Here is a 22,024-nt window from a genome sequence, read left to right on the forward strand (position 1 = left end):
GGTCCATGCCTCTGGTGCGCTGATTCGCACCGGCTTCCACGATGCCCGTCCCGCGGGCGTCGGACCAGGGCGCCTGCTGCCGGATCCGCACGGGGGTTAACCCCCGTGCGTCACCCGTCCGCCGACCAGCGTCGCCGCCACGGGCATCGTGCGGAGCCCGTGCGCGTCGGCGGTCGCCGGATCGGCGCCGAGCAGCGCCAGATCCGCGGCAGCACCAGGGCGGATGCCGGCGTCACCGCCGGTCCCGCCGCGGGCGCTCGCGGCGAGGGCGGTCTGCAGGTCGACCCGCTCCTCGGGATGCCAGGGTGCGCGGTCATCGTCGGTGCGGAAGACGGCCGCCGAGATCGCGTGCCACGGATCCAGCGCAGCCACCGGCGCATCCGATCCGAAGCGCAGCGTCGCCCCCGCCCGGTGCAGCGAGGCCAGCGGATAGCCGATCGCGGTCTGCCCAGCCCAGAGCGCGTCCGCCGCGTCCCTGTCGTCGAGGGCGTGCTGCGGCTGCACGCTCGCGGCGACGCCGAGTCGCCCGAACCGCGCGAGATCGCCGTGGCGCACGAGCTGGGCATGCTCGATCGTGCCCTGGGCCCCGGTGGCGGCGAAGGCGTCCAGAGCTGCGGTGACCGCGAGGTCCCCGATCGCATGCAGGGCGATCTCAAGGCCCGCCCCGGTGGCTCGCAGCAGCAGCTCCTGCAGCTCGGCGGGCGGCACGGTGAGCACGCCGTGGTTGTGCGGATCGTCGGCATAGCCCTGACTGCTGGCGGCGGTGCGCGTGCCCAGCGACCCATCGGAGATGATCTTCAGCGGCCCTGCGTGCACGAGTCCGAGCGGGTCCTGATCCATCGCCTGACCCGTGTGCAGTCCCTCGGCGATCGCACGGTCGAGGTCGTGCGGATAGACGGCGAACTCGACGCGATGCATGTCGAAGCCGCGCGCGAGTCGTCGAGCCCAGGCCTCGGCGTTCCATGCCATGTCGAAATCCACCAGACCGACGACGCCGCGGCTCGCGGCTCGCCGGGCGGCCGCAGCGACCGCCTCGTCGGCGACCACCGGATCCGCGGCGTTCAGCCGGCGGGAGATCTCGAAGGCGTCCTCTTCGCGCAGCATCCCGTCCGCGGCGACGGGGAAGCCCTCCCGGCGGAAGGCGGCAGTGTTCAGCCACACGCTGTGCACGTCGGCGTTGATGAGGTAGGTCGGGATCTCACCCGTGTGCTCATCGAGCAGGGCCAGGGCGGGCCGGTCTGCCCAGCGCACGTCGCGGAAGCCGGATCCGACCCGGCGACCGTCGCCGAGCACGGACGCGAGCGACATGCGTGCGGCCGCCTCGACGGCGCTCGCGGTGCCGGCGAGGTCCTCCCGCTGCGCGGCGAGTGCCCATTGCACGGTGTGCACGTGGTGATCCCACAGGCCAGGGACGATCCACGCGCCGTCGCCGTCGAGCACCTCGCCCCGTAGCGGAAGGGCTCCGGTGGGGGCGATGTCGGCGATCCGGCCGTCTTCGAGCAGCACGTCCACCGGGCCATCCACGGCCAGCAGCCGACGGTCCGCCGTGGCGATGCGCACAGCGCGGATCGCGTCGAAGTGCGCTCCGACGTCCGACGCCGTCATCGGGTGCCCGCCCGCGCGGCGAGGCGGGCGTCGTGCGCGCGCTGCATCTCGGCGGCCAGCAGCGGATTCGCGTAAACGCCGTCGCCCTGCAGCTCGAGGATCACGTTCTCGATCACGTCGTCGGGCTTGTTCTGGCTGAGCTTGCGTTTGGCGGTGATGCGCGTCGGAGTGAGCCGGAAGCCGACGGTGCCCGCCTCGAGCCGGCGCACGAACGCCTCGTCGTTCGGCGGTGTCCAGATGCCGCGCGGGTCGGCGAGTCTGCCCTCGAAGTGGTCCACGAGATGACCGAGGACGCGGAGGTTCTCCGCGGTGTCGAGCAGCTCCGGGACGCCCGACAGATGCACCGCGACATAGTTCCACGTCGGCACGGCGGCCGCCGTGTCGACGTACCAACCGGGCGAGATGTATCCGTGCGGACCCTGGAAGATCACCATCAGCTCCTGGGATCCGAGTCCCAGCACGATGTCGTCCGGACGGCCGACGTGCGCGACGATCGTGAGGTCGTCGCGGTCCGGATCGAGCAGCACCGCATAGTGCGACGCGGTCGTGCCGTTCTCGTCTCGGCCCACCAATGTCGCCCAGGGATTGGCGGCGATGATCCGCCGCAGTTCTGCGACATCCGTCATGGCGAAACTGGGGTTCTGGCGCATGGTTTCAGCCTACGGTCGCCCGCCCTTCCAGAGCCTCAGCGAGCGGGATCCGTCACGCCTGGCATCGCGGGCACCAGTACAGCTTGCGGGCGCCGATCTCCTCGAGCACGATGCCGGTGCCGCACACACGGCAGGGCAGGCCCGTGCGGTGGTACACCCAGTGCCGGTCGTCTCGATGCGCCATCGCGGCGCGGTACTGGTCGGCCGTGAGGTCGTCCATGGTCATCATCTGACCGGTCTCGACGCCGATCGCGAGCAGACGGACCCAGTCCCGCCAGAGCGCGCGCACGGTCTCCTCCGGCACGTCGCGGCCCGGAGTGTGCGGGTTCAGCCGGGCCCGGAACAGCAGCTCGGCGCGATACACGTTGCCGATCCCGCTGACCACGGACTGGTCCATGAGCAGCAGAGCGATCGGCACCGCCCTGCGCCGCACAGCGGCCACGAAGCGCTCCTCGCCCTCGTCCACGTCGCCCACCAGCGGATCCGGTCCGAGCTTCGCGACCGTGGCGAGCATCTCGTCGGGCGTCTGCAGCACGCAGGCGGTGGGCCCGCGCAGATCGGCGCAGGTCGAGTCCGTCATCAGGCGCAGGCGCACCTGTCCGACCACGGGCGGCGGCCATTCGGCGCCCTCATCGGCGAGCCCCTTGGTGGCCTCGGACATGCGCACGTGCACACGCGTCTTCCGCGGGGCACCGATGGAGGCCAGCGAGTTCTCGCCCGCGTCGTCCAGGATCGGCGCCTCGTCCGCGATCGACGATGCGTCCAGATCGGTGCCGCGTTGATTCGTCTGGCCCATCCGCCCGTTCGCCGACGCGATCGTCGGATCCACGAGGATCTCGCCGGAGAAGTCCCAGGCCCCGTAGAGTCCCAGGTGCACGCGCAGCCACAGATCCCCCTCGGTCTCGAGGAACATCTGCTTGCCGACCGCCTGCACGCTCTCCACCGCACGACCGTCGAGCAGAGCGGCACCCTCCGCGAAACGGCCCTGCGGGCTCGATGCGAAGACGGGCTTGCCGACGAAGTTGCGGGCGAACTGCCGCGCGATCCGGTGGACGGAATGGCCCTCGGGCATCAGGCGCGCGGGTCCGGGAGCAGCGATCCGTCGCGCTCGAAGTCCGCGATCTGCGCGATCCGGCGCACGTGCCGCTCCTCGTTCGAGAACGGCGTGGCGATGAAGCGGTCGATGAAGCCGGCGACCTCGTCGAAGGTGTGCTGGCGCGCGCCGATCGCGATCACGTTCGCGTCGTTGTGCTCGCGGGCGAGCTCCGCCGTCGCGATGCTCCACACCAGGGCCGCGCGGATGCCCTCGACCTTGTTCGCCGCGATCTGCTCGCCGTTGCCGGATCCGCCGAACACGACGCCGAGCGCCTCGACTCCCGCGCGCTGGTCGCGGATCGTCGCCTGTGCCGCGCGGATGCAGAACGCGGGGTAGTCGTCCAGTGCGTCGTACTCGACCGGTCCGTGGTCCACGACCTCATGACCTGCCTCGGCGAGATGGTGCTGCAGCTGCGTGGAGAACTCGAGACCGGCGTGATCGGTGGCGATGTGGATGCGCATGCCTCAATCCTACGGAGCGCCGCGACCACCACGGGGCGGCGTGACACGGCCGCCGGGCGCTGTCAGGGCGCGATGCCGGCCGCAGCCGGCTTGAACCCTGCGCGGATGTTCTCGCAGCACCCCGGACGGCACACGTCGAACGCGGGACCGAGCGCGGTGACGTGCGCGCGATCCGCCGCCGGGCGCCCCTCCAGGCGCTCCTGGACGAGGTCGACGATGCCGGCGACGAAGGTGTCGGAGACCCCCGGGGTCGGCGTGCGGACGAAAGCGAGGCCCGCCTCGGCGGCCGCGTCCTTCGCCTCGGTGTCGAGATCCCAGAGCACCTCCATGTGGTCGCTCACGAAGCCGAGCGGGACCACGGCGACCGCGGTGCGACCGCGAGCGGGCAGCTCCTCGATCACGTCGCAGATGTCGGGCTCGAGCCACGGCTGCGAGGCGGGGCCGGAGCGCGACTGGTACACGAGCTCCCACGGCACGTCGGCGGCCGCGGGCAGCAGCTCGGCCACGCGGCTCATGACCCAGGCTGCGACCGACTCGTGCTGGGCGGCGTACGCGCCGCCGGGGCCCCAGTCGACGTCGCGCGGGCCGGAACGCAGGGCATCGTCGGTCGGCACGCTGTGGGTGGTGAACAGGACCTGGATCGCCGAGGCGTCGACGCCGTCGGCCGTGAAGCCGACGATCGCGTCGCGCACGCCCTCCACGAAGGACGCGACGAATCCGGGGTGGTCGTAGAACGGGCGGATCTTGTCGATCGTCACCGTCTCGCCGAGCTCCGTCTCCTCCAGCACGCGGGCGAAGTCCTCGCGGTACTGACGGCAGCTGGAGAAGGAGCTGTACGCGCTCGTGGCGAACGCGAGCAGCGTGGTGTCCCCGCTGTCGGCGGCCATGGTCACCGCGTCGGACAGGTACGGAGCCCAGTTGCGGTTGCCCCAGTACACCGGGAGGTCGATCCCGCGGCGGGTGAGCTCGGTCTCGAGCGCGGCCTTGAGCGCGCGGTTCTGCGCGTTGATCGGGCTCACGCCACCAAAGTGCCGGTAGTGATGCGCCACCTCTTCGAGCCGCTCATCCGGGATGCCGCGGCCTCGAGTGACGTTGCGCAGGAACGGGATCACGTCGTCCTGCCCCTCCGGGCCGCCGAATCCTGCGAGCAGGATGCCGTCATAGGCGACGGGCGTCTCCACGAACTCCGGCCCGCTCGCGGCGGGCGCGGAGGCGAAGGGAACGGTTGCTGCGGTCACGTTTCGAGCACTCACCCTTCCATCTTCCCCTGAGTTTCCTTTGCCACGGCCGTGCGCCGACTCGATGCCCTCCTGGAGGCAGCGGGCACCCGCGAAAAACCGCAACACGCGCTCTGGCGTAGGCTGGGACGGTTGCCGCCGGCGCCAGCAGCGCGAATCTTGCGGCCGAACCCCTCACCCCCTGGGAGTCTGAGCAGTGCCTGGAGAGAACCTCACCCGCATCGAGGCGCAGGAGCGCCGCGCGATCGTCGACACCGAGTCGTACGAGATCGCGCTCGACCTGACCAAGGGCGCGGAGGTGTTCGGATCCCGCAGCGTCGTGCGCTTCACCGCCACCGAGGGATCCTCGACCTTCATCGACCTCATCGCGCGCGAGGTGCGCGAGATCACTCTGAACGGCGAGCTGATCGATCCGACGACGGCCTACGCCGACTCGCGCATCGCGCTGGACGGCCTGGCGGGCTCGAACGTGCTCGTCGTCGACGCCGACTGCGAGTACACCAACACCGGTGAGGGCCTGCACCGCTTCGTCGATCCTGTCGACGGCGAGGTCTACCTCTACTCGCAGTTCGAGGTGCCCGACTCCCGCCGCGTCTTCGCCGTGTTCGAGCAGCCCGATCTGAAGGCGACGTTCCAGTTCACCATCACCGCGCCCGCTGCGTGGAAGGTCGTCTCGAACTCCCCCACCCCCGAACCGATCCGCCACGACGCGTCGAACGGATCCGGATCCGACCAGAACGGCGCGGTCGCGACGTGGGGCTTCGAGCCCACCCCGCGGATCTCCTCGTACATCACGGCGATCATCGCGGGCCCGTACGAGGAGACCTTCTCCGAGCTGACCAGCGCCTCCGGCCGCGTGATCCCCCTCGGCGTCTACGGGCGCAAGAGCCTGTGGGAGCACCTCGACGCGGACTACATCTTCGACAAGACCCGCGAGGGCTTCGCCTATTACGAGGAGAAGTTCGGCGTCCCGTATCCGTTCGCGAAGTACGACCAGCTCTTCGTACCGGAGTTCAACGCCGGCGCCATGGAGAACGCCGGCGCGGTGACCTTCACCGAGACCTACGTGTTCCGCAGCAAGGTGACCGACGCCGTCAAGGAGCGCCGCGTCGTCACGATCCTGCACGAGCTCGCGCACATGTGGTTCGGCGACCTCGTCACCATGAAGTGGTGGAACGACCTGTGGCTGAACGAGTCGTTCGCCGAGTGGGCGTCGACCATCGCGACCGCCGAGGCCACCGAGTGGACCGAGGCGTGGACGACGTTCAACGCCATGGAGAAGACCTGGGCCTACCGTCAGGACCAGCTCCCCTCCACGCACCCGGTCGTCGCCGAGATCAACGACCTCGACGACGTGCAGGTGAACTTCGACGGCATCACGTACGCGAAGGGCGGATCCGTCCTCAAGCAGCTCGCCGCGTGGGTGGGCATCGAGGCGTTCTTCGCCGGCGTCTCCGAGTACTTCAAGAAGCACTCCTGGCAGAACACCGAGCTCAGCGACCTGCTCGTCGAGCTGGAGCGCACCAGCGGCCGCGACCTCACCGTCTGGTCGAAGAAGTGGCTGGAGACCGCGGGAGTGAACACGCTCGCGCCCGTCATCGCCGAGGCTGGGGACGGCACCATCTCGCGCTTCGCCGTGACGCAGACGGCTCCCGCCGACTACCCGACGATCCGCCCGCACCGCCTGGGCATCGGCTTCTACAACCTCGACGCGACGGGCGCTCTCGTGCGCACCCACCACGTCGAGGTGGACGTCGACGGTGACCGCACGGAGCTTCCCGAACTGCAGGGCCTGAAGCGCCCGGATCTGGTGCTGCTGAACGACGAGGACCTCGCCTACGCGAAGATCCGTCTCGACGAGCGCTCCCTCGCGACCGCCGTCGCACACCTCGCCGACATCAGCGACCCTCTCGCCCGCTCGCTCGTATGGGGTGCCGCCTGGGACCAGACCCGCGACGCCGAGAGCGGCGCGAGCGACTACATCGACCTCGTGCTGGGCAACATCGGCCGCGAGACCGAGTCGACCACGGTGCGCACCACGCTCAGCCAGCTGCAGACCGCCGCCGCGCTGTACGTCACCCCGGAGCACCGTGAGGCCGCCCGCACCCGGGTCGCCGACGGCCTGTGGGCGCTCGCGCAGAGCGCGGAAGCCGCCTCCGACAGCCAGCTGCAGTTCGTGACGGCGTTCGCGAACTCGCTCACCACGCCCGAGCACGCCGACGTCGTGCGCCGCCTGCGCGACGGCGCACTCACCCTCGACGGCCTCACGATCGACACCGACCTGTCGTGGCAGCTGCTCGTCGGCCTCGCCACGGTCGGCGCCGTCGACGGGGCCGCGATCGATGCCGCGCTCGAGGGCGACAACACCGCCAAGGGCGCGGAGTTCGCCGCGCAGGCCCGCGCCGCGCTGCCCACGCCCGAGGACAAGCAGGCCGCGTGGTCGTCGCTCGTCGAGCACGACGACCTGTCCAACACGATCGTCCGCTCCGCCGCCCTCGGCTTCACCCACCCGGCCGGTGTCGCACTGCTCGAGCCGTTCGTCGCGCAGTACTTCGACGCCCTGCTCCCGATCTGGGAAGGCCGCACGTTCCAGGTCGCGAACTACCTGATCGTGGGCCTGTACCCGAAGGCGCTCGCGAACACCGCCCTGCGCGACGCGACCCGCTCCTGGCTCTCCGCCCACCAGGACGCCGCGCCCGCGCTGCGCCGCCTCGTGTTCGAGAACCTCGCCGACGTGGAGCGCGCCCTCGCCGCTCAGGCGCGCGATGAGGAGGCCTTCGAGTCCGCGGCCGCGCAGAGCTGACGCACGACCTCGAAGGGGCCGAAGGAGACTGCTCTCCTCCGGCCCCTTCGTCGCGTCCCGAGCGGACAGCGCCGGCTCACGGCGCAGCGCCGTCGACGCTCAGAGCCCGCCAAGGGCCGCAGCCATAGGATCGTGAACGATGAATATCGTCTCCTTCGAGGATCAGGCCGCCAAGATCGCAGACCTGTGGGCCCAGACGCTCGACGTCCTCGGCAAGATCGGCATGAAGGCGCTCTGGAGCGTCGTCACGATCGTCGTCTGCGTCCTCATCGCCTATGCGCTCCGCTTCGTGATCCGCCGCGTCGTCCGCCGGATCGTCGCCGGCGCCAAGTCCAAGGCCGAGGTCACCGACACGAGGGCGCTGGAGCGCTCCCCGCTCGCGGACATGCGGCTCGTACAGCGCACCAGGACCCTCGGCACCATCCTGCAGAACATCGTCAACGTGATCCTCGTGGTGGTCGCTGTCGTCCTGATCGTGAACATCATCGAGCCCACGCTGCTCGGGTCTCTGACGCTGCTCACCGCCGCCGTCGGCGCAGGCCTCGGTTTCGGTGCCCAGAACATCGTCAAAGATGTGCTGAACGGCATGTTCCTCGTCGCCGAGGACCAGGTCGGCATCGGAGATGTGGTCGACCTGGGCCTCGCGTCGGGTGTCGTCGAATACGTCAGCGTGCGGATCACCCAGGTGCGTGACGCGAACGGCACGCTCTGGTACGTCCGCAATGGCGAGATCACCCGGATCGGCAACATGTCGCAGGGATGGGCGCGCGCGATCATCGACCTCGGGGTGCCGGCGGATGCGGACGTCCCCGCGGTCGAGGACGCTCTGCTCGCCGCCGCCCAGGGGCTCGCGAAGGATCCGAAGTGGCGCACCCGCATCGTCGAGAAGCCCGAGATCTGGGGACTGGAGTCGATCGAGGGCGATGCTCTCGTGATCCGGGTCGTCATGAAGACCCGCACGAATGCGATGGACGACGTCGCCCGCGAGCTGCGGATGCGGCTGCGCGACGCCATGCTCGGCATGGAGCTGACCGTCCCCAGCATGGCCACGGTGCAGCTCGCCGGCCCCGAGGGTGCCCGCCGGGTGCACGGCGCGAACCCGCCGCGCACCCGCCCGAACCCGGTCGCGACGGCGCCCACGGTGCCGGAACGCGGATTCTGGCGCAAGAAGAAGACCGAGGGCGAGAAGCCCGCCACGGCCACGCCCCCGCCGCGCACCAAACCGGCGCCGACCGCACCTGCGCCGAAGAAGACCGAGAAGCCGAAGACGCCGCCTTCCGCCCCGCAGAGCCTGCCGCTCCCTCCGCTCCCCGATCCGCAGAGCCCGCAGGATCCGCAAACCCCTGGAGACGAACGATGAGTGAACCGGTGTCCTTCTACGACGAGGTCGGCGGCCACGCGACGTTCCAGCGCCTCGTCGAGGTGTTCTACCGCGAGGTTGCGCTCGACCCGGTCCTGAAGCCGATGTACCCGGAAGAGGATCTCGGCCCTGCGGCGGATCGCCTGCGCATGTTCCTGGAGCAGTACTGGGGCGGCCCCACGACCTACGGTGAGCAGCGTGGGCACCCGAGGCTGCGCATGCGTCACATGCCGTTCCACGTCGACCCGGACGCCCGCGACCGCTGGCTGCGCTGCATGCGCGCCGCCGTGGACGACGCCCGCCTCTCGCCGATCCACGAGGCGACGCTGTGGGACTATCTCGAGCGCGCCGCGCATGCGATGGTGAATACATTCGAGCCGAGCCGCACGACCACGACGGGCGCCCCGACCCCTGACGGGCGCCCCGTCCTCTAGCGGCGCCCACCGCACGTACACCGAGTTCGACGGAGATCTCATGACCGCGACCACGACCACTCACTCCACCGACGTCCTCGTCATCGGCTGGGGGCTGTCCGGCCTCGTCGCCGCCGCGGAGGCGACCGCCGCAGGCAGACGCGTGATCGTGGTGGATCAGGAGCCGCGGACGAACCTGGGCGGACAGGCGTGGTGGTCCTTCGGCGGGCTGTTCCTCGTCGACTCCCCCGAACAGCGCCGCATGGGCATCACGGACTCCTACGAGCTCGCCCGACAGGACTGGTTCGGCAACGCGGGCTTCGACCGCGACGAGGACGCCTGGCCGCGGCGCTGGGCAGAGGCGTATCTCCAGTTCGCGAGCGGCGAGAAGCGCGCATGGCTCCGGGAGCGCGGCGTGGGCTTCTTCCCGGTCGTGGGCTGGGCCGAGCGCGGAGGCTACGGCGCTCTCGGACCCGGCAACTCGGTCCCCCGCTTCCACATCACCTGGGGCACGGGCCCCGGCATCGTGGCGCCCTTCCAGGCCGCGCTCGAGCAGGCGGAGCGGACCGGGAGCCTGGTCGTGCTCCCACGGCACCGGGTCACCGCGCTCACCGCCCTCGACGGCGTCGTCACGGGCGCACAGGGCGAGATCCTCGCATCGTCCGCCGCCGCCCGCGGCGTGCAGAGCGATCGTGAGCCGATCGGTGCCTTCGAGATCACCGCGAGCGCGACGATCGTGACCTCGGGCGGCATCGGCGGCAACCACGACCTCGTGCGCGCCGCATGGCCCGAACGGCTGGGCGCACCGCCGACCGACATGCTCACCGGCGTGCCCGCCTATGTGGACGGATCCATGCAGGCCGTATCGGCGGCGGCCGGGGCACGGCTCATCAACGGCGATCGGATGTGGCACTACGTCGAGGGCATCCGCAACTGGGATCCGGTCTGGCCCGGTCACGGCATCCGGATCCTCCCCGGCCCGTCATCGCTGTGGCTGGACGCCACCGGCAGGCGCCTGCCCGTGCCGCTGTACCCCGGGTTCGACACGCTCGGGACCCTGGCGCATTTGCGCACGACCGGGCACGACCACTCCTGGTTCGTGACGACGCGGCAGATCGTGGAGAAGGAGTTCGCTCTCTCCGGTAGCGAGCAGAACCCCGACCTCACCGGCAAGGACATACCGCTGCTCGTGCGCTCCCGGCTCGCCAAGGGCCCCACGGACCCGGTGCAGGCGTTCCTCGAGCGGGGCGAGGACTTCATCGTCGAGGACGACCTCGGCCGGCTGATCTCAGGCATGCAGGAGCTCCCGGGCGGAGACGCCCTGGACCCGGCGCGGGTTCGCGAGGAGGTCGTCGCGCGGGATCGCGAGATCGACAACGACTTCACCAAGGACGCGCAGATCGCGATGCTGCGTTCGGCCCGCGCCTACCGCGGCGATCGGCTGATCCGCACGGCCGCCCCGCATCGTCTGCAGGACCCGTCCGCTGGTCCGCTGATCGCCGTGCGGCTGCGCGTGATCACCCGCAAGTCGCTCGGCGGCATCGAGACGGACCTGGACGGGCGCGCTCTCGGCGGCGACGGTGCAGCCGTGCCGGGGCTCTACGCCGCGGGCGAGGCGAGCGGCTTCGGCGGCGGCGGTGTGCACGGCTATCGGGCGCTAGAGGGAACGTTCCTCGGCGGCTGCCTGTTCTCGGGACGCCAGGCCGGGCGCGCGGCGGCGCAGGCGGTCTGAGCACCCGTCGAGCGCCTGGACCTCGCGCGGCGGGAGTGCCATGATCGCGGCATGGACGCGGAAGAGCTGCGAGCACGCCAGGCTCCGCTCAAGGAGCGCTACCGGCAGGATCCGGAACTGGCGAGGGTGATCTCCGGCGCGACCGGCGACTATCGCGACCCCGGCATCACCGCGACGATCGACGGATGGTCGGGGCCGGTCCGCGCTGGACAGCACCCCGCGACCGGGGGCGACGGATCCGATGCGTGCTCGGCGGACCTCCTCATGCAGGCGCTGCTGGGTTGTGTCGGCGTGACGTTCCGCGCCGTCACCACGGCGATGGGCGTGACCGTGCAGAACGTCAAACTCGCGGCGGAGTGCCGCTGGGACGCACGCGGCACGCTCGGTCTGGACCGTGAGGTGCCGGTCGGCGTCGGCGACATCGCCGTCACGATCACGATCGACAGCGACGCCGACGATGGACGCCTGGAACGGATCGCCGCGTCGACCGAGCGGTACTGCGTGGTCGGTCAGAGCCTCGCATCCCCTCCGACGATCACGGTCGTCCGGCGCTGACCGCCGCGGCGTGAACCCGGACGCGCCGCCCGACTCGTGCTGCGCCTCAGCTGGCGGCGCCGGTCGAGCGCACCGGCGTCAGCCCCACCGCGGCGGGCCCGCGGCTGAGCACGTGACCGCGCGCGAACGCGAGGCGCGTCCAGCGGCCGGAGGTGGTGATCGGCACCTGCTCGGCACCGGAGATGAAGCCGAAGGCGTGCGCGGCGAAAGCGATGCCGCGGGGCAGCCCGAGGAGGTCCTCGTCGGGCTCGCCCCAGATGGCGGCACGCAGCGCGCGGACCGCGTCCTCCCCTGCGCCGACCGGGGATCCGTGCGCGACAGCGGAGATGCCCCACTGCGCACGCTGCGCGATGACGTCGGCGCCGAGCGTCCCCGCCGTCGCCCAGCCACTCCGGGGCGGTGCGACGCCGGCCCAGGAGGGGCTGCGGCCGGTGTCCGGAAGCGCGAGGGCGCGCGGGTCCTCGGTGGTGGTGAGTTCGTCGATCACGATGTCGCACCGCAACTCGGGGTCGGCCCGGACGATCCGCATCGCGAGGATCGTCGGCGTCGCGTCGAACAGGGTCTGCGGCACGAGGGCCGCCGCCGTCATCGCGAGCACCCCTCCGTCGGCCTGCAGCCGGACCCCTTCATCGCCGGCGCGCGCGGCCCGGGAGACGAAGGTGAGCGCATCACGCGCAGTGTCGGCATCGGCGAGGATCAGCGGCGTGGGCACGCCCTCTAAACTAGCAACCGGCCGCGACCGGTCCCCCGGTGTGTCGCGGCGCGGAGAGGATCCCATGACGCCCGACGAGCACGCCCGCCGATCTGTCGAGATGCTGCTGGGGATCCTCGATCTCGACTCCTCGGACGCCCGCACCACCGAGGACATCTTCACCGGCGTGTCGCACCCGATGCCTACGGGGCGGATCTACGGCGGGCAAGTGCTCGGCCAGTCCCTCATCGCGGCGGAGCGGACGATGCCGGATGGCCGCGTCCCGCACTCCATGCACGGCTATTTCCTGCGCGCCGGGGACGCCTCCCAAGGCCTCACTTTCGCCGTGGACCGGATCCACGACGGCCGTTCCTTCTCGACGCGGCGGGCGCAGGCCTATCAGAACGGGGTGCCGATCTTCTCGATGATCGCGTCGTTCCAGGACGAGAACCCGGGCATCGAGCACGCGGCGCCGATGCCCGACGGCATCCCGGATCCCGAAGACCTCCTCCCCGACGAGGAGCTGTCCGACGGGATCCATCCCCTGTCCAAGCGCATGCTCACCGATCGGCCGGTGGACATGCGTCATGTGGAGGGCCCGCTGTTCGGTGCGGGCGCCGAGAAGTCCGCGCACCAGGCGGTGTGGATGCGCATGCGCGCGCCGTTCCCGGACGATCCTGCCCTGCACCGCGCGGCGCTGGCGTACCTCAGCGACATGTCGATCCAGGAATCGATCCTGCGCGCCCACGGGCTCAGCTGGAATGTGCCTGGCCTGAAGGTCGCGAGCCTGGACCACGCCATGTGGTGGCACCGCCCGGGGCGCGTCGACGACTGGCTGCTGTACGTGCAGGAGTCGCCGAACGCCCGCGGAGGCCGGGGCCTCGCCACAGGGCGGATCTACGATCGCGGTGGCGCATTGGTGGCCAGCGTCGCCCAGGAGATCACGATCCGGGTGCCGGAGGCCTGATCAGCCGGGCCCGTCAACGACGGCCCGGCCACTCCGCGACCGCGCTCAGCGGTGCGCGTAGACGATCGACGGTCCGGAGAACGGCGACCATGCCTCGCGCATCTCCGGGCCGATCCGAGTGGGACGACCGGTCGCTGCGTCCACCAGCACGATGATCGCCGTCGAGCGCGCGTACAGCACCCGCTCCTCCAACGCCGCGTCGTTGTACACCTCGTAGCAGACCTCGATGCTGGATCCGCCGAGCTTTCCGAACCACATCTGCACCTCGAGGGGATGACGCTGGTACGGCACGGGCGCGAGATACTCGATCTCCTGCCGGGCGACGAGCGTGATCACACCGGCGTCGAGCCCCGAGCTCAGTACGGCCGTGCTCGGGCCGTGCTCGCCCTCCCCCGGGCGCCAGAAAGCCCGCACCCGAGCTTCCTCGAGCAGCTTCAGCATCGAGGTGTTGTTGACGTGGTTGAAGGCGTCCAGGTCGCCCCAGCGCAGGTGGATCGGGATGTGCAGACGCTCCCCCGCCGCGGCCCCCTCGGGAGCCGCGGTCAGGGGAGCTTCCGCAGCGGTCCCAGAGGCCGTCGAAGGGTCAGTCACGCGTGAGCCTGCGGTGCGTGGAGCGGTGCGGGTTGGCCGCGTCGGCGCCGAGCCGCTCGATCTTGTTCGCCTCGTAGGACTCGAAGTTGCCCTCGAACCAGTACCACTGGTCGGGGTTCTCATCGGTACCCTCGTACGCCAGGATGTGCGTCGCGATCCGGTCCAGGAACCACCGGTCGTGCGTGATCACCACGGCGCAGCCGGGGAACTCCAGCAGGGCGTTCTCCAGCGAGCCGAGGGTCTCCACGTCGAGATCGTTGGTCGGCTCGTCGAGCAGCAGCAGGTTGCCGCCCTCCTTGAGGGTCAGCGCCAGGTTGAGACGGTTGCGCTCGCCGCCGGAGAGGACTCCGGCCTTCTTCTGCTGGTCCGGGCCCTTGAAGCCGAACTTGGAGACATAGGCGCGCGACGGGATCTCGATCTTACCGACCATCATGATGTCCAGGCCGTCGGAGACGACCTCCCACAGGGTCTTGTCGGGATCGATGTTCGCGCGGGACTGATCGACGTAGCTGATCTTCACCGTCTCGCCGACCTTGAGATCGCCGCCGTCCAGCGGCTCCAGGCCCACGATCGTCTTGAACAGCGTGGTCTTGCCGACGCCGTTCGGGCCGATCACGCCGACGATGCCGTTCGGCGGCAGGCTGAAGCTCAGCCCATCGATGAGCGAGCGATCGCCGAAGCCCTTCTGCAGCTTCTTCGCCTCGATCACGACGTTGCCCAGACGCGGACCCGCCGGGATCTGGATCTCCTCGAAATCGAGCTTCCTGGTCCGCTCGGCCTCCGTGGCCATCTCCTCGTACCGGGCCAGGCGCGCCTTCGACTTGGTCTGGCGGCCCTTGGCGCTCGACCGCACCCACTCCAGCTCGTCCTTGAGGCGCTTGGCGAGCTTGGCATCCTTCTTGCCCTGGATGTCGAGACGCTCCGCCTTCTTCTCCAGGTAGGTCGAGTAGTTGCCCTCGTAGCCGATCAGGCGGCCCCGGTCGACCTCCGCGATCCACTCGGCCATGTTGTCGAGGAAGTACCGGTCGTGGGTGATCGCGATCACGGCTCCCTTGTAGGCCTGCAGGTGCTTCTCCAGCCACAGCACGCTCTCCGCGTCGAGGTGGTTGGTGGGCTCGTCGAGCAGGAGCAGATCCGGCTTCTGCAGCAGCAGCTTCGCGAGCGCGACGCGGCGCTTCTCGCCGCCGGAGAGCTTGGTGACCGGCTCATCGGCCGGCGGGGTGCGCAGCGCATCCATGGCCTGCTCGAGCTGGGAGTCGAGGTCCCAGCCGTCCGCCGCGTCGATCTCCTCCTGCAGCACGCCCATCTCGGCGAGCAGAGTGTCGAAGTCGGCGTCGGGGTCCGCCATCTGCGCGGAGATCTCGTTGAAGCGGTCGAGCTTGGCCTTGATCGCAACTCCCTCCTGAATGTTCTCCAGGACGGTCTTCGACTCGTCGAGCTCGGGCTCCTGCATCAGGATGCCGACGCTGAAGCCGGGGCTCAGTTTGGCCTCGCCGTTGGAGGGCGTGTCGAGCCCGGCCATGATCTTCAGGATGGTGGACTTTCCGGCGCCGTTGGGACCGACCATGCCGATCTTCGCCCCGGGCAGGAACGCCATCGTGACGTCATCGAGGATGAGCTTGTCGCCGACCGCCTTGCGGGCGCGGACCATGGAGTAGATGTATTCGGCCACGAGGGCACTCCTTCTGTCGTGGTGACGACGATTGCGAAAGGCTGCGGGTCGCTCCCCGGGCCGTGCACCGCGGGATCGACACTCCAGCCTACCCGGGGCGGGTGCCCTTCCTCCCCGAGGAGATCTACGGTGCGACGGGCACGGTCCTGCCGATCAGGCAGCGACCGCCGTCCACCTGCGGCAGCACCGCAGTGACCGGATCCCCCGTGGACGGCCCGACCTGTCCGACCAGGCACCGATCCTTCCCCCACCGCACCGAGAACTGGATGCTCTCCGCCGGGTTGCCCACGGTCGACTCGTCCGCTGTGACCTCCATGTCGGCTCGGGCGAACCCCGCGGCGGCGAGCGCGTCGATGTACGCCGAGCCCGAGGCGCGGCGCTCCCCGGCCCAGACCTGCGCGACGATGGCGGCGAACACCGGAAGGTTGTCCTCGGCGGAACCGTCCGGGTGCAGCGCAGGCGGGGTGGAGGGCGACGCGGTCGTGCCGCTCGGGGTCGCGGTCGGCGTCGAGACAGGCGATGAGGACGGGACGGGGGAACCGTCCGAGCAGCCGCTCAGGATGAGCGTCGCGGCCATGGCCAAGAGCGCGAGGGGGCGGGTCACGGGAGTTCGAACGACCACAGCCCGGGATCCACGCACGCTCAGAGTCTATGCGGCACGCGTCGTGGACGATCCTGCCGACCCGACCCCCCGCTCGGTCCGATCAGTACGGCGACTCCTGGCTTCCTGCACTCCCCCACGCGTCGGACGCCGTCGACTCCTGCGCGCCGGCACCGACGACCGCCAACGCCGATCCGTCGCGATCAGCCGCACCGTCCTCGCTGGCGGGCGTCGTCTGATGCGACATCCGGTGATAGACGCTGCGGCCGCGTCGCAGATCCGGTCCGATGCAATCGGCCTCGATCTCCACGCTGATCCGCTTGCCGTCCTTGCCCTCCCACTCACGCAGCTTCAGGCGCCCGACGACCACGACCGCGTCACCCTTGGTGAGCGAGGCCTCCGCGTTCTCCGCCAGGGCTCGGTACGCCCTGACCTCGAACCAGTTCGTCCCGGCGTCGATCCAACCGCCGGCGCCGTCCGGGCGGCGGTGGTTGGTGGCCATCCGGAAGGTCAGGGTGGGGATGCCGGTCGCGGTGGCCCCTCGTTCCGGGTCCGTCGCGACGTTTCCCAGCACCGTGATGGTGTCGGCCATGATGATCTCCTCTGCTCTCGCGGAACCCGTTCGGGCCCCGATCCTGCAGGAAAGCGTGGCGCGCCGATCGTCCCTGTGGAGGGGGCTTCGCGCATCCGGTGAGCAACTGGTCGACGTGGCGTCCTGTGGAGGAGGATCGAGCGCGGTTCGGGTCAGTGCACGAACAGGAGCAGCGTCGCCACCGCGATGAACAACGCTCCGAAGACGATGTTGAGCGTGCGCTGGCCCCGCGCACTGGAGGTGAGCCGGCGGAAGCTCTGCGCCGTCGCGGCGAAGACGAACCACATCACGACCACGTCGATCACCACGGTCGTCCCGATGAGGATCAGATACTGCGGCCACGGATCGCGGTCGAGCCGGATGAACTGCGGCACGAACGCGAGGAAGAACACGATGGCCTTGGGGTTGAGCAGGTTCACCCAGAACCCACGGCGGAGCATGGGCCACCGCCCCTCGGGCGGTCGCAGTTGCTCGGGATCCGCGGCAGCCTCGGGAACGCGGGCGAGGATGAGCCGGATGCCCAGGTACACGAGGTACGCCGCGCCGAGGTAGCGGATCGTCTCGAACAGCCACGGCACGCGCGCGACCAGAAGGCCCACGCCCGCGGCGACGATCGCCACGTGCACCACCAGCGCGAGCTGCTGCCCGATGATCCCCCAGATCGAGCGCCGCCATCCCTCGTTGAGCGAGTTGGTCATGGTGTTGATCGCGCCCGCGCCCGGCGTGAGGCTGATCACCACGCACGCCACCACCAGCGAGAGCCACACAGTCACGGTCACCAGCACAGTGTAGGGACTGTGCGCGCGACCCGGATCCCGGCTCTTTGCGCGAATGTCGGAGGCCGTCCTTATGTTCGAAACAGAAGGAGGAACCATGACCACGAACATCACGCCGGCACCGACCATCCGCTGGGCGACTCCTGTTCTCACCCGCTCCGTGGAGACGCTGCAGCCCGCCGGAGAGCGTCTCTGGCGCGTACTCGACGGCCGCGGGGCGATCCGCGGACACCTGCGGATCATGCCGCACGACCTCGGCCTGCGTTACCGCGCCGAGCGTCTGCACCTCCCGTCGGGCACGTTCCGCGTCGTCGGAGACTTCTGGAGCGCCGACGACGCCGTCGCCGCATTGCGCTTCTGACCTCCGCCACCTGGTGGGACCGGCGCCTCGCTCGTTTCTTGGCCAATCCTTAGGCCAGGCATCGGAACATGGATCCGGCGCACGCGAACGCGGATGCCGCCTCCGGTGTCGTCATCGCGAGGGACGCGACGAGAGAGATCCCACCATGACCGAGCTTCGACGCTCCCGTACCCGCCCGCTCACCGGTATCGAGCGCGCAGCGCAGCGCCCCCTGGTCTCGGTGATCGTCGCCGTCGTAGGCGCGGTGGCGGTCGTGGCACTCGGCTTCGCCATGAAGGCCACTCAGGCGGATCAGGGTCTGGTCGCGGCCTTGAACACGACGCACACCGGTGCGTGGGGCGCTTTCTCCAGCTTCGTGTACAAGGCGATCGAACCACTGCCCGCCGTGGCGATCACGCTGGTGATCGCCGGAATCGTCTGGGCGGTGTCGCGCTCGCTGCGCATCGCGATCCTGTTCGGTCTCACCGTCGCGTTCACCTGGCTGCCCGTCGCGGCCGTCAAGATCCTCGTCGATCGCCCGCGGCCGGATGCGTCGCTCCTGGCTCACCCGTTCTCGCCTCTGCAGACCGACGGATCGTTCCCGAGCGGCCACACCGCCTACATCGTCGCCCTGGCGATCGCCTTCTGGTTCCTGCTCCGTGACACCCGGTACGCGTGGCTGCCGATCGTCCTGGGCATCATCGCGACGGTCGTGATCGGCCTCGCCGTGGTCAGCGACGGCCTGCACTTTCCCACCGACGTGCTCGGCTCGATCGCGTGGGCGCTGACCACGGCCGCTGCGGTCCGTTGGCTCATCGTCGACGTGATCGCGTCAAGAGTGCACCGCCGCGCAACGCGCTGATCGGCTCCTTCCCGCCGAACTGATGTCAGCAGCCCTCGGTACGGTGAGGACACGGGGCGAGGAGGGCCGACATGCCCAGCAAGGGCGCAAAGCTCTACGAGATGCAGGCGCAGCATCGGGCTCGAAACTTCGAGCGCATGATCGAGTACTTACTCGTACATCCGTGCGTCGATTGCGGTATCGCCGACCCTGTCGTGCTGGAGTTCGATCATCTCCCTGAGTTCACCAAGCGATTCGAGATCGCAAGGGCGATCACGGCTTCCACACGCTCATGGGCGGCCATCGCTGAGGAGATTTCGAAGTGCGAGGTCGTCTGCGCGAACTGTCATCGCCGTCGTACGGCGAGACGCGCTGGCACACGCAAGCATCTGATATCCCTGGCACTGATCAGATCTGAACGGGGCGGCCCGGATATGCTGAACAGCGACCCCCAGTAGCTCAGCGGAAGAGCATCGACCTTCTAAGTCGCCGGTCGCACGTTCGAATCGTGCCTGGGGGACGTCTTGCAGGCGTCAAGCTAGCGCGTCGGCGGCGCTCAGTAGGATGGCCGCATGGTTTCTTCGTCCGAGAACGATCGTCTGGTCTGGATCGACTGCGAGATGACGGGGCTCGATCTCGCCATCGATGAACTCGTGGAGATCGCGGTCGTGATCACCGACTTCGAGCTGCGCCTGGTGGATCCGGGGTTCCAGGTGGTCATCCGCGCGAGCGACGCCGCCCTGGCGCAGATGAACGACTTCGTGACGAACATGCATCGCACCTCCGGCCTGTACGAGGAGATCCCCGGCGGCGTGTCCCTCGCCGAGGCGCAGGCACAGACGCTCGCCTACATCCGGCGGTTCGTGCCGCAGGAGCGCAAGGCTCCCCTGGCCGGGAACACGATCGGCACCGATCGCATGTTCCTCGCGAAGTACATGCCCGACGTCGACCAGTACCTGCATTACCGCAACGTCGACGTGTCGAGCATCAAGGAACTGTCGCGCCGCTGGTACCCGCGGGTCTTCTTCCACGCCCCGGCGAAGGACGGCGGGCACCGCGCCCTCGCCGACATCCTGGAGTCCATCCGGGAGCTGGAGTACTACCGCCGAGCGGTGTTCATCGACCAGCCCGGACCGACCACCGAAGAGGTGCAGGCGACATCCGATGCCGTCGTGTCAGAGTTTGCCTCAAACCTGTAATACACTGGTCAGGTTGCCCGCTCAGGCAGGCACATGGTGGGTATAGCTCAGCTGGTAGAGCGCTGGCTTGTGGTGCCGGATGTCGCGGGTTCGAGTCCCGTTACTCACCCCATCGAAGAGGCCTGGATCCTTATGGATCCGGGCCTCTTCCGTTTCCATGGACCCCCGCGTCTTCGGCAGCTGCGTCACGGCTAGCATCGAACCATGGCCTCCTTCGTGCGCACCGCGACAGATGCGGACCTCGCAGAACTCGCCCGGATCGAGGACGAGGCCGACACCGTGTTCACCGCCCTGTTCGGCGCCGCGCTGGGCGGCGTCGCACCTTCTGGTGCAGCCCGCGCGTCCGAGCCGGGTTTCGTCCTCGTCGTCGCGGAACAGGAGGGCGGCGCGCCCGTGGGCTTCGTGCACGTGCTCACGGAAGACGACCACGCGCACCTCGAGCAGCTCTCCGTGCTTCCGGCGCACGCGCGCCGCGGCCACGGACGCGAACTGGTCGAGGCTGCTCTCGACGAGGCCGCCGACCGCGGCTACCGCACCGTCACGCTGCGCACCTTCGCCGACGTGCCGTGGAACGCGCCGTTCTACGCGTCGCTCGGCTTCACGGAGACCGTCTCTCCTGACCAGCCGTTCTACCGCGCTCTGCTCGACACGGAACAGCGGATCGGCCTGAACGACCTCGGACGCCGTGTGCACATGACGATCGACCTCGCCGGTGGCATGGAGATGGATCCGGAGGCGTTCGAGGAGCTCGTCGCGGATGAGCTCGACCGCCTGCCCGACGAGATGGTCGAGGGCCTGGAGAACCTGGTCTTCGTCGTCGAGGATCGTCCGGAGGACGGCTCGCTCGACCTGCTCGGAATATACGACGGCCTGGCTGTCACCGAGCGTGGGAACTACGGCATGGGCGAGCTCCCCGACCGCATCGTCGTGTACCGCGAACCCCATCTGGCCCAGTGCCGCGACGAGCAGGAGCTGCGCCACGAGGTGCACACGACGCTGGTGCACGAGATCGCGCACTATTACGGGATCGACGATGCTCAGCTGCACGAGATGGGGTGGGCATGAGCGCGCCTCTCCTCACTCCCGCCGTCGATGAGCAACTCGACCTGCAGGCTGCACCTGCCGTGCCGTGGGAGCTCGTCGTCTGGGACGATCCGGTCAATCTCATGAGCTACGTGGTGCGGGTGTTCCGCACCTACTTCGGATATCCGAAGGACCACGCGACCCGCCTCATGCTCGCGGTGCACAACGAGGGACACGCCGTGGTCGCCGTCGGTCCGCGCGAGACCATGGAGGTGCACGCGCAGGCCATGCACGACTACGGGCTGTGGGCGACCGTGCGCCGGTCGGGAGAGTGAGCGGGATGACCGGATCCGGGATCCACCTGCCGATGCAGTCGATCGAGGCGCAGCATCTCGCTGAACTCGTCGAGCAGTTCCTCGAGCTGCTTCGCGACACCGAGATCGGCGAGGACGCGGCCTTGAACCGACTGACACCTGTCGTGTACCCGGAAGACGCGGACGCGTCGGCCGAGTTCGCCGATGCGACCAGTGCTGATCTGCTGGACCGCCGCGCCGCCGACGCACGCGTGGTGCAGGCAGGGCTGGTCGCACTCGGCGAAGGACCCGACGCGCCGCAGCAAGAGCTGTCGCTGGCCGGTTCCGAAGTCGACCCCTGGCTGCGCACGCTCGCGTCCCTGCGTCTCGTCATCGCCTCGCGGCTCGGCATCGAGGACGACCCCGCCCCCGACCCGGACGATCCGCGGCTCGGGGTGTACGAATGGCTGGGCTACCGGCTCGACCTGCTGGTGGACGCCGCGGACGAGCTCGACGGCGTCTGAC

General features: G+C 69.6%; 24 protein-coding genes, 2 tRNA genes and 1 pseudogene. 16 read left to right on the forward strand and 11 right to left on the reverse strand.

Translation table 11 applies throughout. The annotated features are described in order from the left end of the window. Positions 1 to 96: 96 nt before the first annotated feature. The 5 genes from ACTJI8_RS03105 to ACTJI8_RS03125 all read right to left on the reverse strand — a co-directional run bounded on the left by ACTJI8_RS03105 (position 97) and on the right by ACTJI8_RS03125 (position 5,050). Entirely contained in the window at positions 97 to 1,605 is a 1,509-nt protein-coding gene (locus ACTJI8_RS03105; protein ID WP_440731936.1) for an amidohydrolase, read from the reverse strand. After that, positions 1,602 to 2,255 (reverse strand): FMN-binding negative transcriptional regulator, encoded by a 654-nt coding sequence (locus ACTJI8_RS03110; RefSeq protein ID WP_440731937.1) that lies wholly within the window; start codon positions 2,253 to 2,255, stop codon positions 1,602 to 1,604. Before ACTJI8_RS03110 ends, ACTJI8_RS03105 begins: the two co-directional genes overlap by 4 nt. 52 nt (positions 2,256 to 2,307) lie before the next feature. Continuing rightward, complete coding sequence (locus ACTJI8_RS03115) at positions 2,308 to 3,327, reverse strand: Fpg/Nei family DNA glycosylase (RefSeq protein ID WP_440731938.1); 1,020 nt, start codon at positions 3,325 to 3,327, stop codon at positions 2,308 to 2,310. Further along, positions 3,327 to 3,812, reverse strand: a complete 486-nt coding sequence (locus ACTJI8_RS03120; protein WP_440731939.1) for a ribose-5-phosphate isomerase — start codon at positions 3,810 to 3,812, stop codon at positions 3,327 to 3,329. Before ACTJI8_RS03120 ends, ACTJI8_RS03115 begins: the two co-directional genes overlap by 1 nt. A gap of 62 nt (positions 3,813 to 3,874) precedes the next feature. Continuing rightward, positions 3,875 to 5,050, reverse strand: a complete 1,176-nt coding sequence (locus tag ACTJI8_RS03125; RefSeq protein WP_440731940.1) for a ferrochelatase — start codon at positions 5,048 to 5,050, stop codon at positions 3,875 to 3,877. A 196-nt stretch (positions 5,051 to 5,246) separates the two neighbouring features. Between ACTJI8_RS03125 and pepN the strand changes: the two genes are divergently transcribed. From pepN to ACTJI8_RS03150, 5 genes are all read left to right on the forward strand, one after another. After that, complete coding sequence (gene pepN, locus ACTJI8_RS03130) at positions 5,247 to 7,853, forward strand: aminopeptidase N (RefSeq protein WP_440731941.1); 2,607 nt, start codon at positions 5,247 to 5,249, stop codon at positions 7,851 to 7,853. 139 nt (positions 7,854 to 7,992) lie between these two features. Continuing rightward, positions 7,993 to 9,213: a mechanosensitive ion channel domain-containing protein gene (locus tag ACTJI8_RS03135; protein WP_440731942.1), complete on the forward strand. Its 1,221-nt coding sequence runs from the start codon at positions 7,993 to 7,995 to the stop codon at positions 9,211 to 9,213. Beyond that, positions 9,210 to 9,647: a globin gene (locus ACTJI8_RS03140; RefSeq protein ID WP_440731943.1), complete on the forward strand. Its 438-nt coding sequence runs from the start codon at positions 9,210 to 9,212 to the stop codon at positions 9,645 to 9,647. The genes ACTJI8_RS03135 and ACTJI8_RS03140 overlap by 4 nt, the downstream gene beginning before the upstream one ends. A 40-nt stretch (positions 9,648 to 9,687) precedes the next feature. Next, on the forward strand, positions 9,688 to 11,358 hold the full coding sequence (locus tag ACTJI8_RS03145) for an FAD-binding dehydrogenase (RefSeq protein WP_440731944.1): 1,671 nt from the start codon (positions 9,688 to 9,690) through the stop codon (positions 11,356 to 11,358). A gap of 51 nt (positions 11,359 to 11,409) precedes the next feature. Beyond that, positions 11,410 to 11,913: an OsmC family protein gene (locus ACTJI8_RS03150; protein WP_440731945.1), complete on the forward strand. Its 504-nt coding sequence runs from the start codon at positions 11,410 to 11,412 to the stop codon at positions 11,911 to 11,913. A gap of 46 nt (positions 11,914 to 11,959) precedes the next feature. Here ACTJI8_RS03150 and ACTJI8_RS03155 read toward each other — a convergent pair whose 3' ends face one another. After that, a complete protein-coding gene (locus tag ACTJI8_RS03155) occupies positions 11,960 to 12,625 on the reverse strand; it encodes a hypothetical protein (protein ID WP_440731946.1) in 666 nt (221 codons plus the stop codon). Between the two features lie 64 nt (positions 12,626 to 12,689). Here ACTJI8_RS03155 and ACTJI8_RS03160 point away from each other — a divergent pair, with 64 nt between their 5' ends. Beyond that, on the forward strand, positions 12,690 to 13,571 hold the full coding sequence (locus ACTJI8_RS03160) for an acyl-CoA thioesterase (protein ID WP_440731947.1): 882 nt from the start codon (positions 12,690 to 12,692) through the stop codon (positions 13,569 to 13,571). Between the two features lie 45 nt (positions 13,572 to 13,616). On the opposite strand, the gene ACTJI8_RS03165 is transcribed toward ACTJI8_RS03160, so the two are convergent. From ACTJI8_RS03165 to ACTJI8_RS03185, 5 genes are all read right to left on the reverse strand, one after another. Further along, a complete protein-coding gene (locus ACTJI8_RS03165; RefSeq protein WP_440732436.1) occupies positions 13,617 to 14,117 on the reverse strand; it encodes an acyl-CoA thioesterase in 501 nt (166 codons plus the stop codon). Positions 14,118 to 14,154: 37 nt separating this feature from the next. After that, a complete protein-coding gene (ettA, locus tag ACTJI8_RS03170) occupies positions 14,155 to 15,834 on the reverse strand; it encodes an energy-dependent translational throttle protein EttA (protein ID WP_440731948.1) in 1,680 nt (559 codons plus the stop codon). 124 nt (positions 15,835 to 15,958) lie between these two features. Further along, a complete protein-coding gene (locus ACTJI8_RS03175; protein WP_440731949.1) occupies positions 15,959 to 16,438 on the reverse strand; it encodes a DUF6993 domain-containing protein in 480 nt (159 codons plus the stop codon). A gap of 100 nt (positions 16,439 to 16,538) precedes the next feature. Continuing rightward, positions 16,539 to 17,027 (reverse strand): single-stranded DNA-binding protein, encoded by a 489-nt coding sequence (locus tag ACTJI8_RS03180; RefSeq protein ID WP_440731950.1) that lies wholly within the window; start codon positions 17,025 to 17,027, stop codon positions 16,539 to 16,541. Positions 17,028 to 17,179: 152 nt separating this feature from the next. Then, a complete protein-coding gene (locus ACTJI8_RS03185) occupies positions 17,180 to 17,806 on the reverse strand; it encodes a LysE family translocator (protein WP_440731951.1) in 627 nt (208 codons plus the stop codon). A 94-nt stretch (positions 17,807 to 17,900) separates the two neighbouring features. Here ACTJI8_RS03185 and ACTJI8_RS03190 point away from each other — a divergent pair, with 94 nt between their 5' ends. The 10 genes and pseudogenes from ACTJI8_RS03190 to ACTJI8_RS03235 all read left to right on the forward strand — a co-directional run bounded on the left by ACTJI8_RS03190 (position 17,901) and on the right by ACTJI8_RS03235 (position 22,023). Further along, positions 17,901 to 18,164, forward strand: coding sequence for a hypothetical protein (locus ACTJI8_RS03190; protein WP_440731952.1), 264 nt, complete (start codon positions 17,901 to 17,903; stop codon positions 18,162 to 18,164). A 145-nt stretch (positions 18,165 to 18,309) separates the two neighbouring features. Then, on the forward strand, positions 18,310 to 19,005 hold the full coding sequence (locus tag ACTJI8_RS03195; RefSeq protein ID WP_440731953.1) for a phosphatase PAP2 family protein: 696 nt from the start codon (positions 18,310 to 18,312) through the stop codon (positions 19,003 to 19,005). A gap of 71 nt (positions 19,006 to 19,076) precedes the next feature. Beyond that, on the forward strand, positions 19,077 to 19,442 hold the full coding sequence (locus ACTJI8_RS03200; protein WP_440731954.1) for a hypothetical protein: 366 nt from the start codon (positions 19,077 to 19,079) through the stop codon (positions 19,440 to 19,442). Then, positions 19,433 to 19,504: transfer RNA gene (locus tag ACTJI8_RS03205), tRNA-Arg, on the forward strand. Before ACTJI8_RS03200 ends, ACTJI8_RS03205 begins: the two co-directional genes overlap by 10 nt. Before the next feature lie 52 nt (positions 19,505 to 19,556). Beyond that, positions 19,557 to 20,183, forward strand: a complete 627-nt coding sequence (gene orn / locus ACTJI8_RS03210) for an oligoribonuclease (RefSeq protein ID WP_440731955.1) — start codon at positions 19,557 to 19,559, stop codon at positions 20,181 to 20,183. A 36-nt stretch (positions 20,184 to 20,219) separates the two neighbouring features. Then, a tRNA-His gene (locus tag ACTJI8_RS03215) sits at positions 20,220 to 20,295 on the forward strand. Between the two features lie 92 nt (positions 20,296 to 20,387). Then, a pseudogene (locus tag ACTJI8_RS03220) lies at positions 20,388 to 20,789 on the forward strand (GNAT family N-acetyltransferase); the annotation flags it as partial. 111 nt (positions 20,790 to 20,900) lie between these two features. Next, entirely contained in the window at positions 20,901 to 21,248 is a 348-nt protein-coding gene (locus tag ACTJI8_RS03225; protein WP_440732437.1) for a metallopeptidase family protein, read from the forward strand. Next, the gene (clpS, locus tag ACTJI8_RS03230) at positions 21,245 to 21,541 is read left to right on the forward strand and encodes an ATP-dependent Clp protease adapter ClpS (protein WP_440731956.1); all 297 of its coding nucleotides are present in this window, start codon (positions 21,245 to 21,247) and stop codon (positions 21,539 to 21,541) included. The genes ACTJI8_RS03225 and clpS overlap by 4 nt, the downstream gene beginning before the upstream one ends. A gap of 5 nt (positions 21,542 to 21,546) precedes the next feature. Continuing rightward, positions 21,547 to 22,023, forward strand: coding sequence for a DUF2017 family protein (locus ACTJI8_RS03235; protein WP_440731957.1), 477 nt, complete (start codon positions 21,547 to 21,549; stop codon positions 22,021 to 22,023). Position 22,024 lies beyond the last annotated feature (1 nt).

It is taken from the genome of Microbacterium sp. 22303 (assembly GCF_052045265.1).
Lineage (GTDB): Bacteria > Actinomycetota > Actinomycetes > Actinomycetales > Microbacteriaceae > Microbacterium.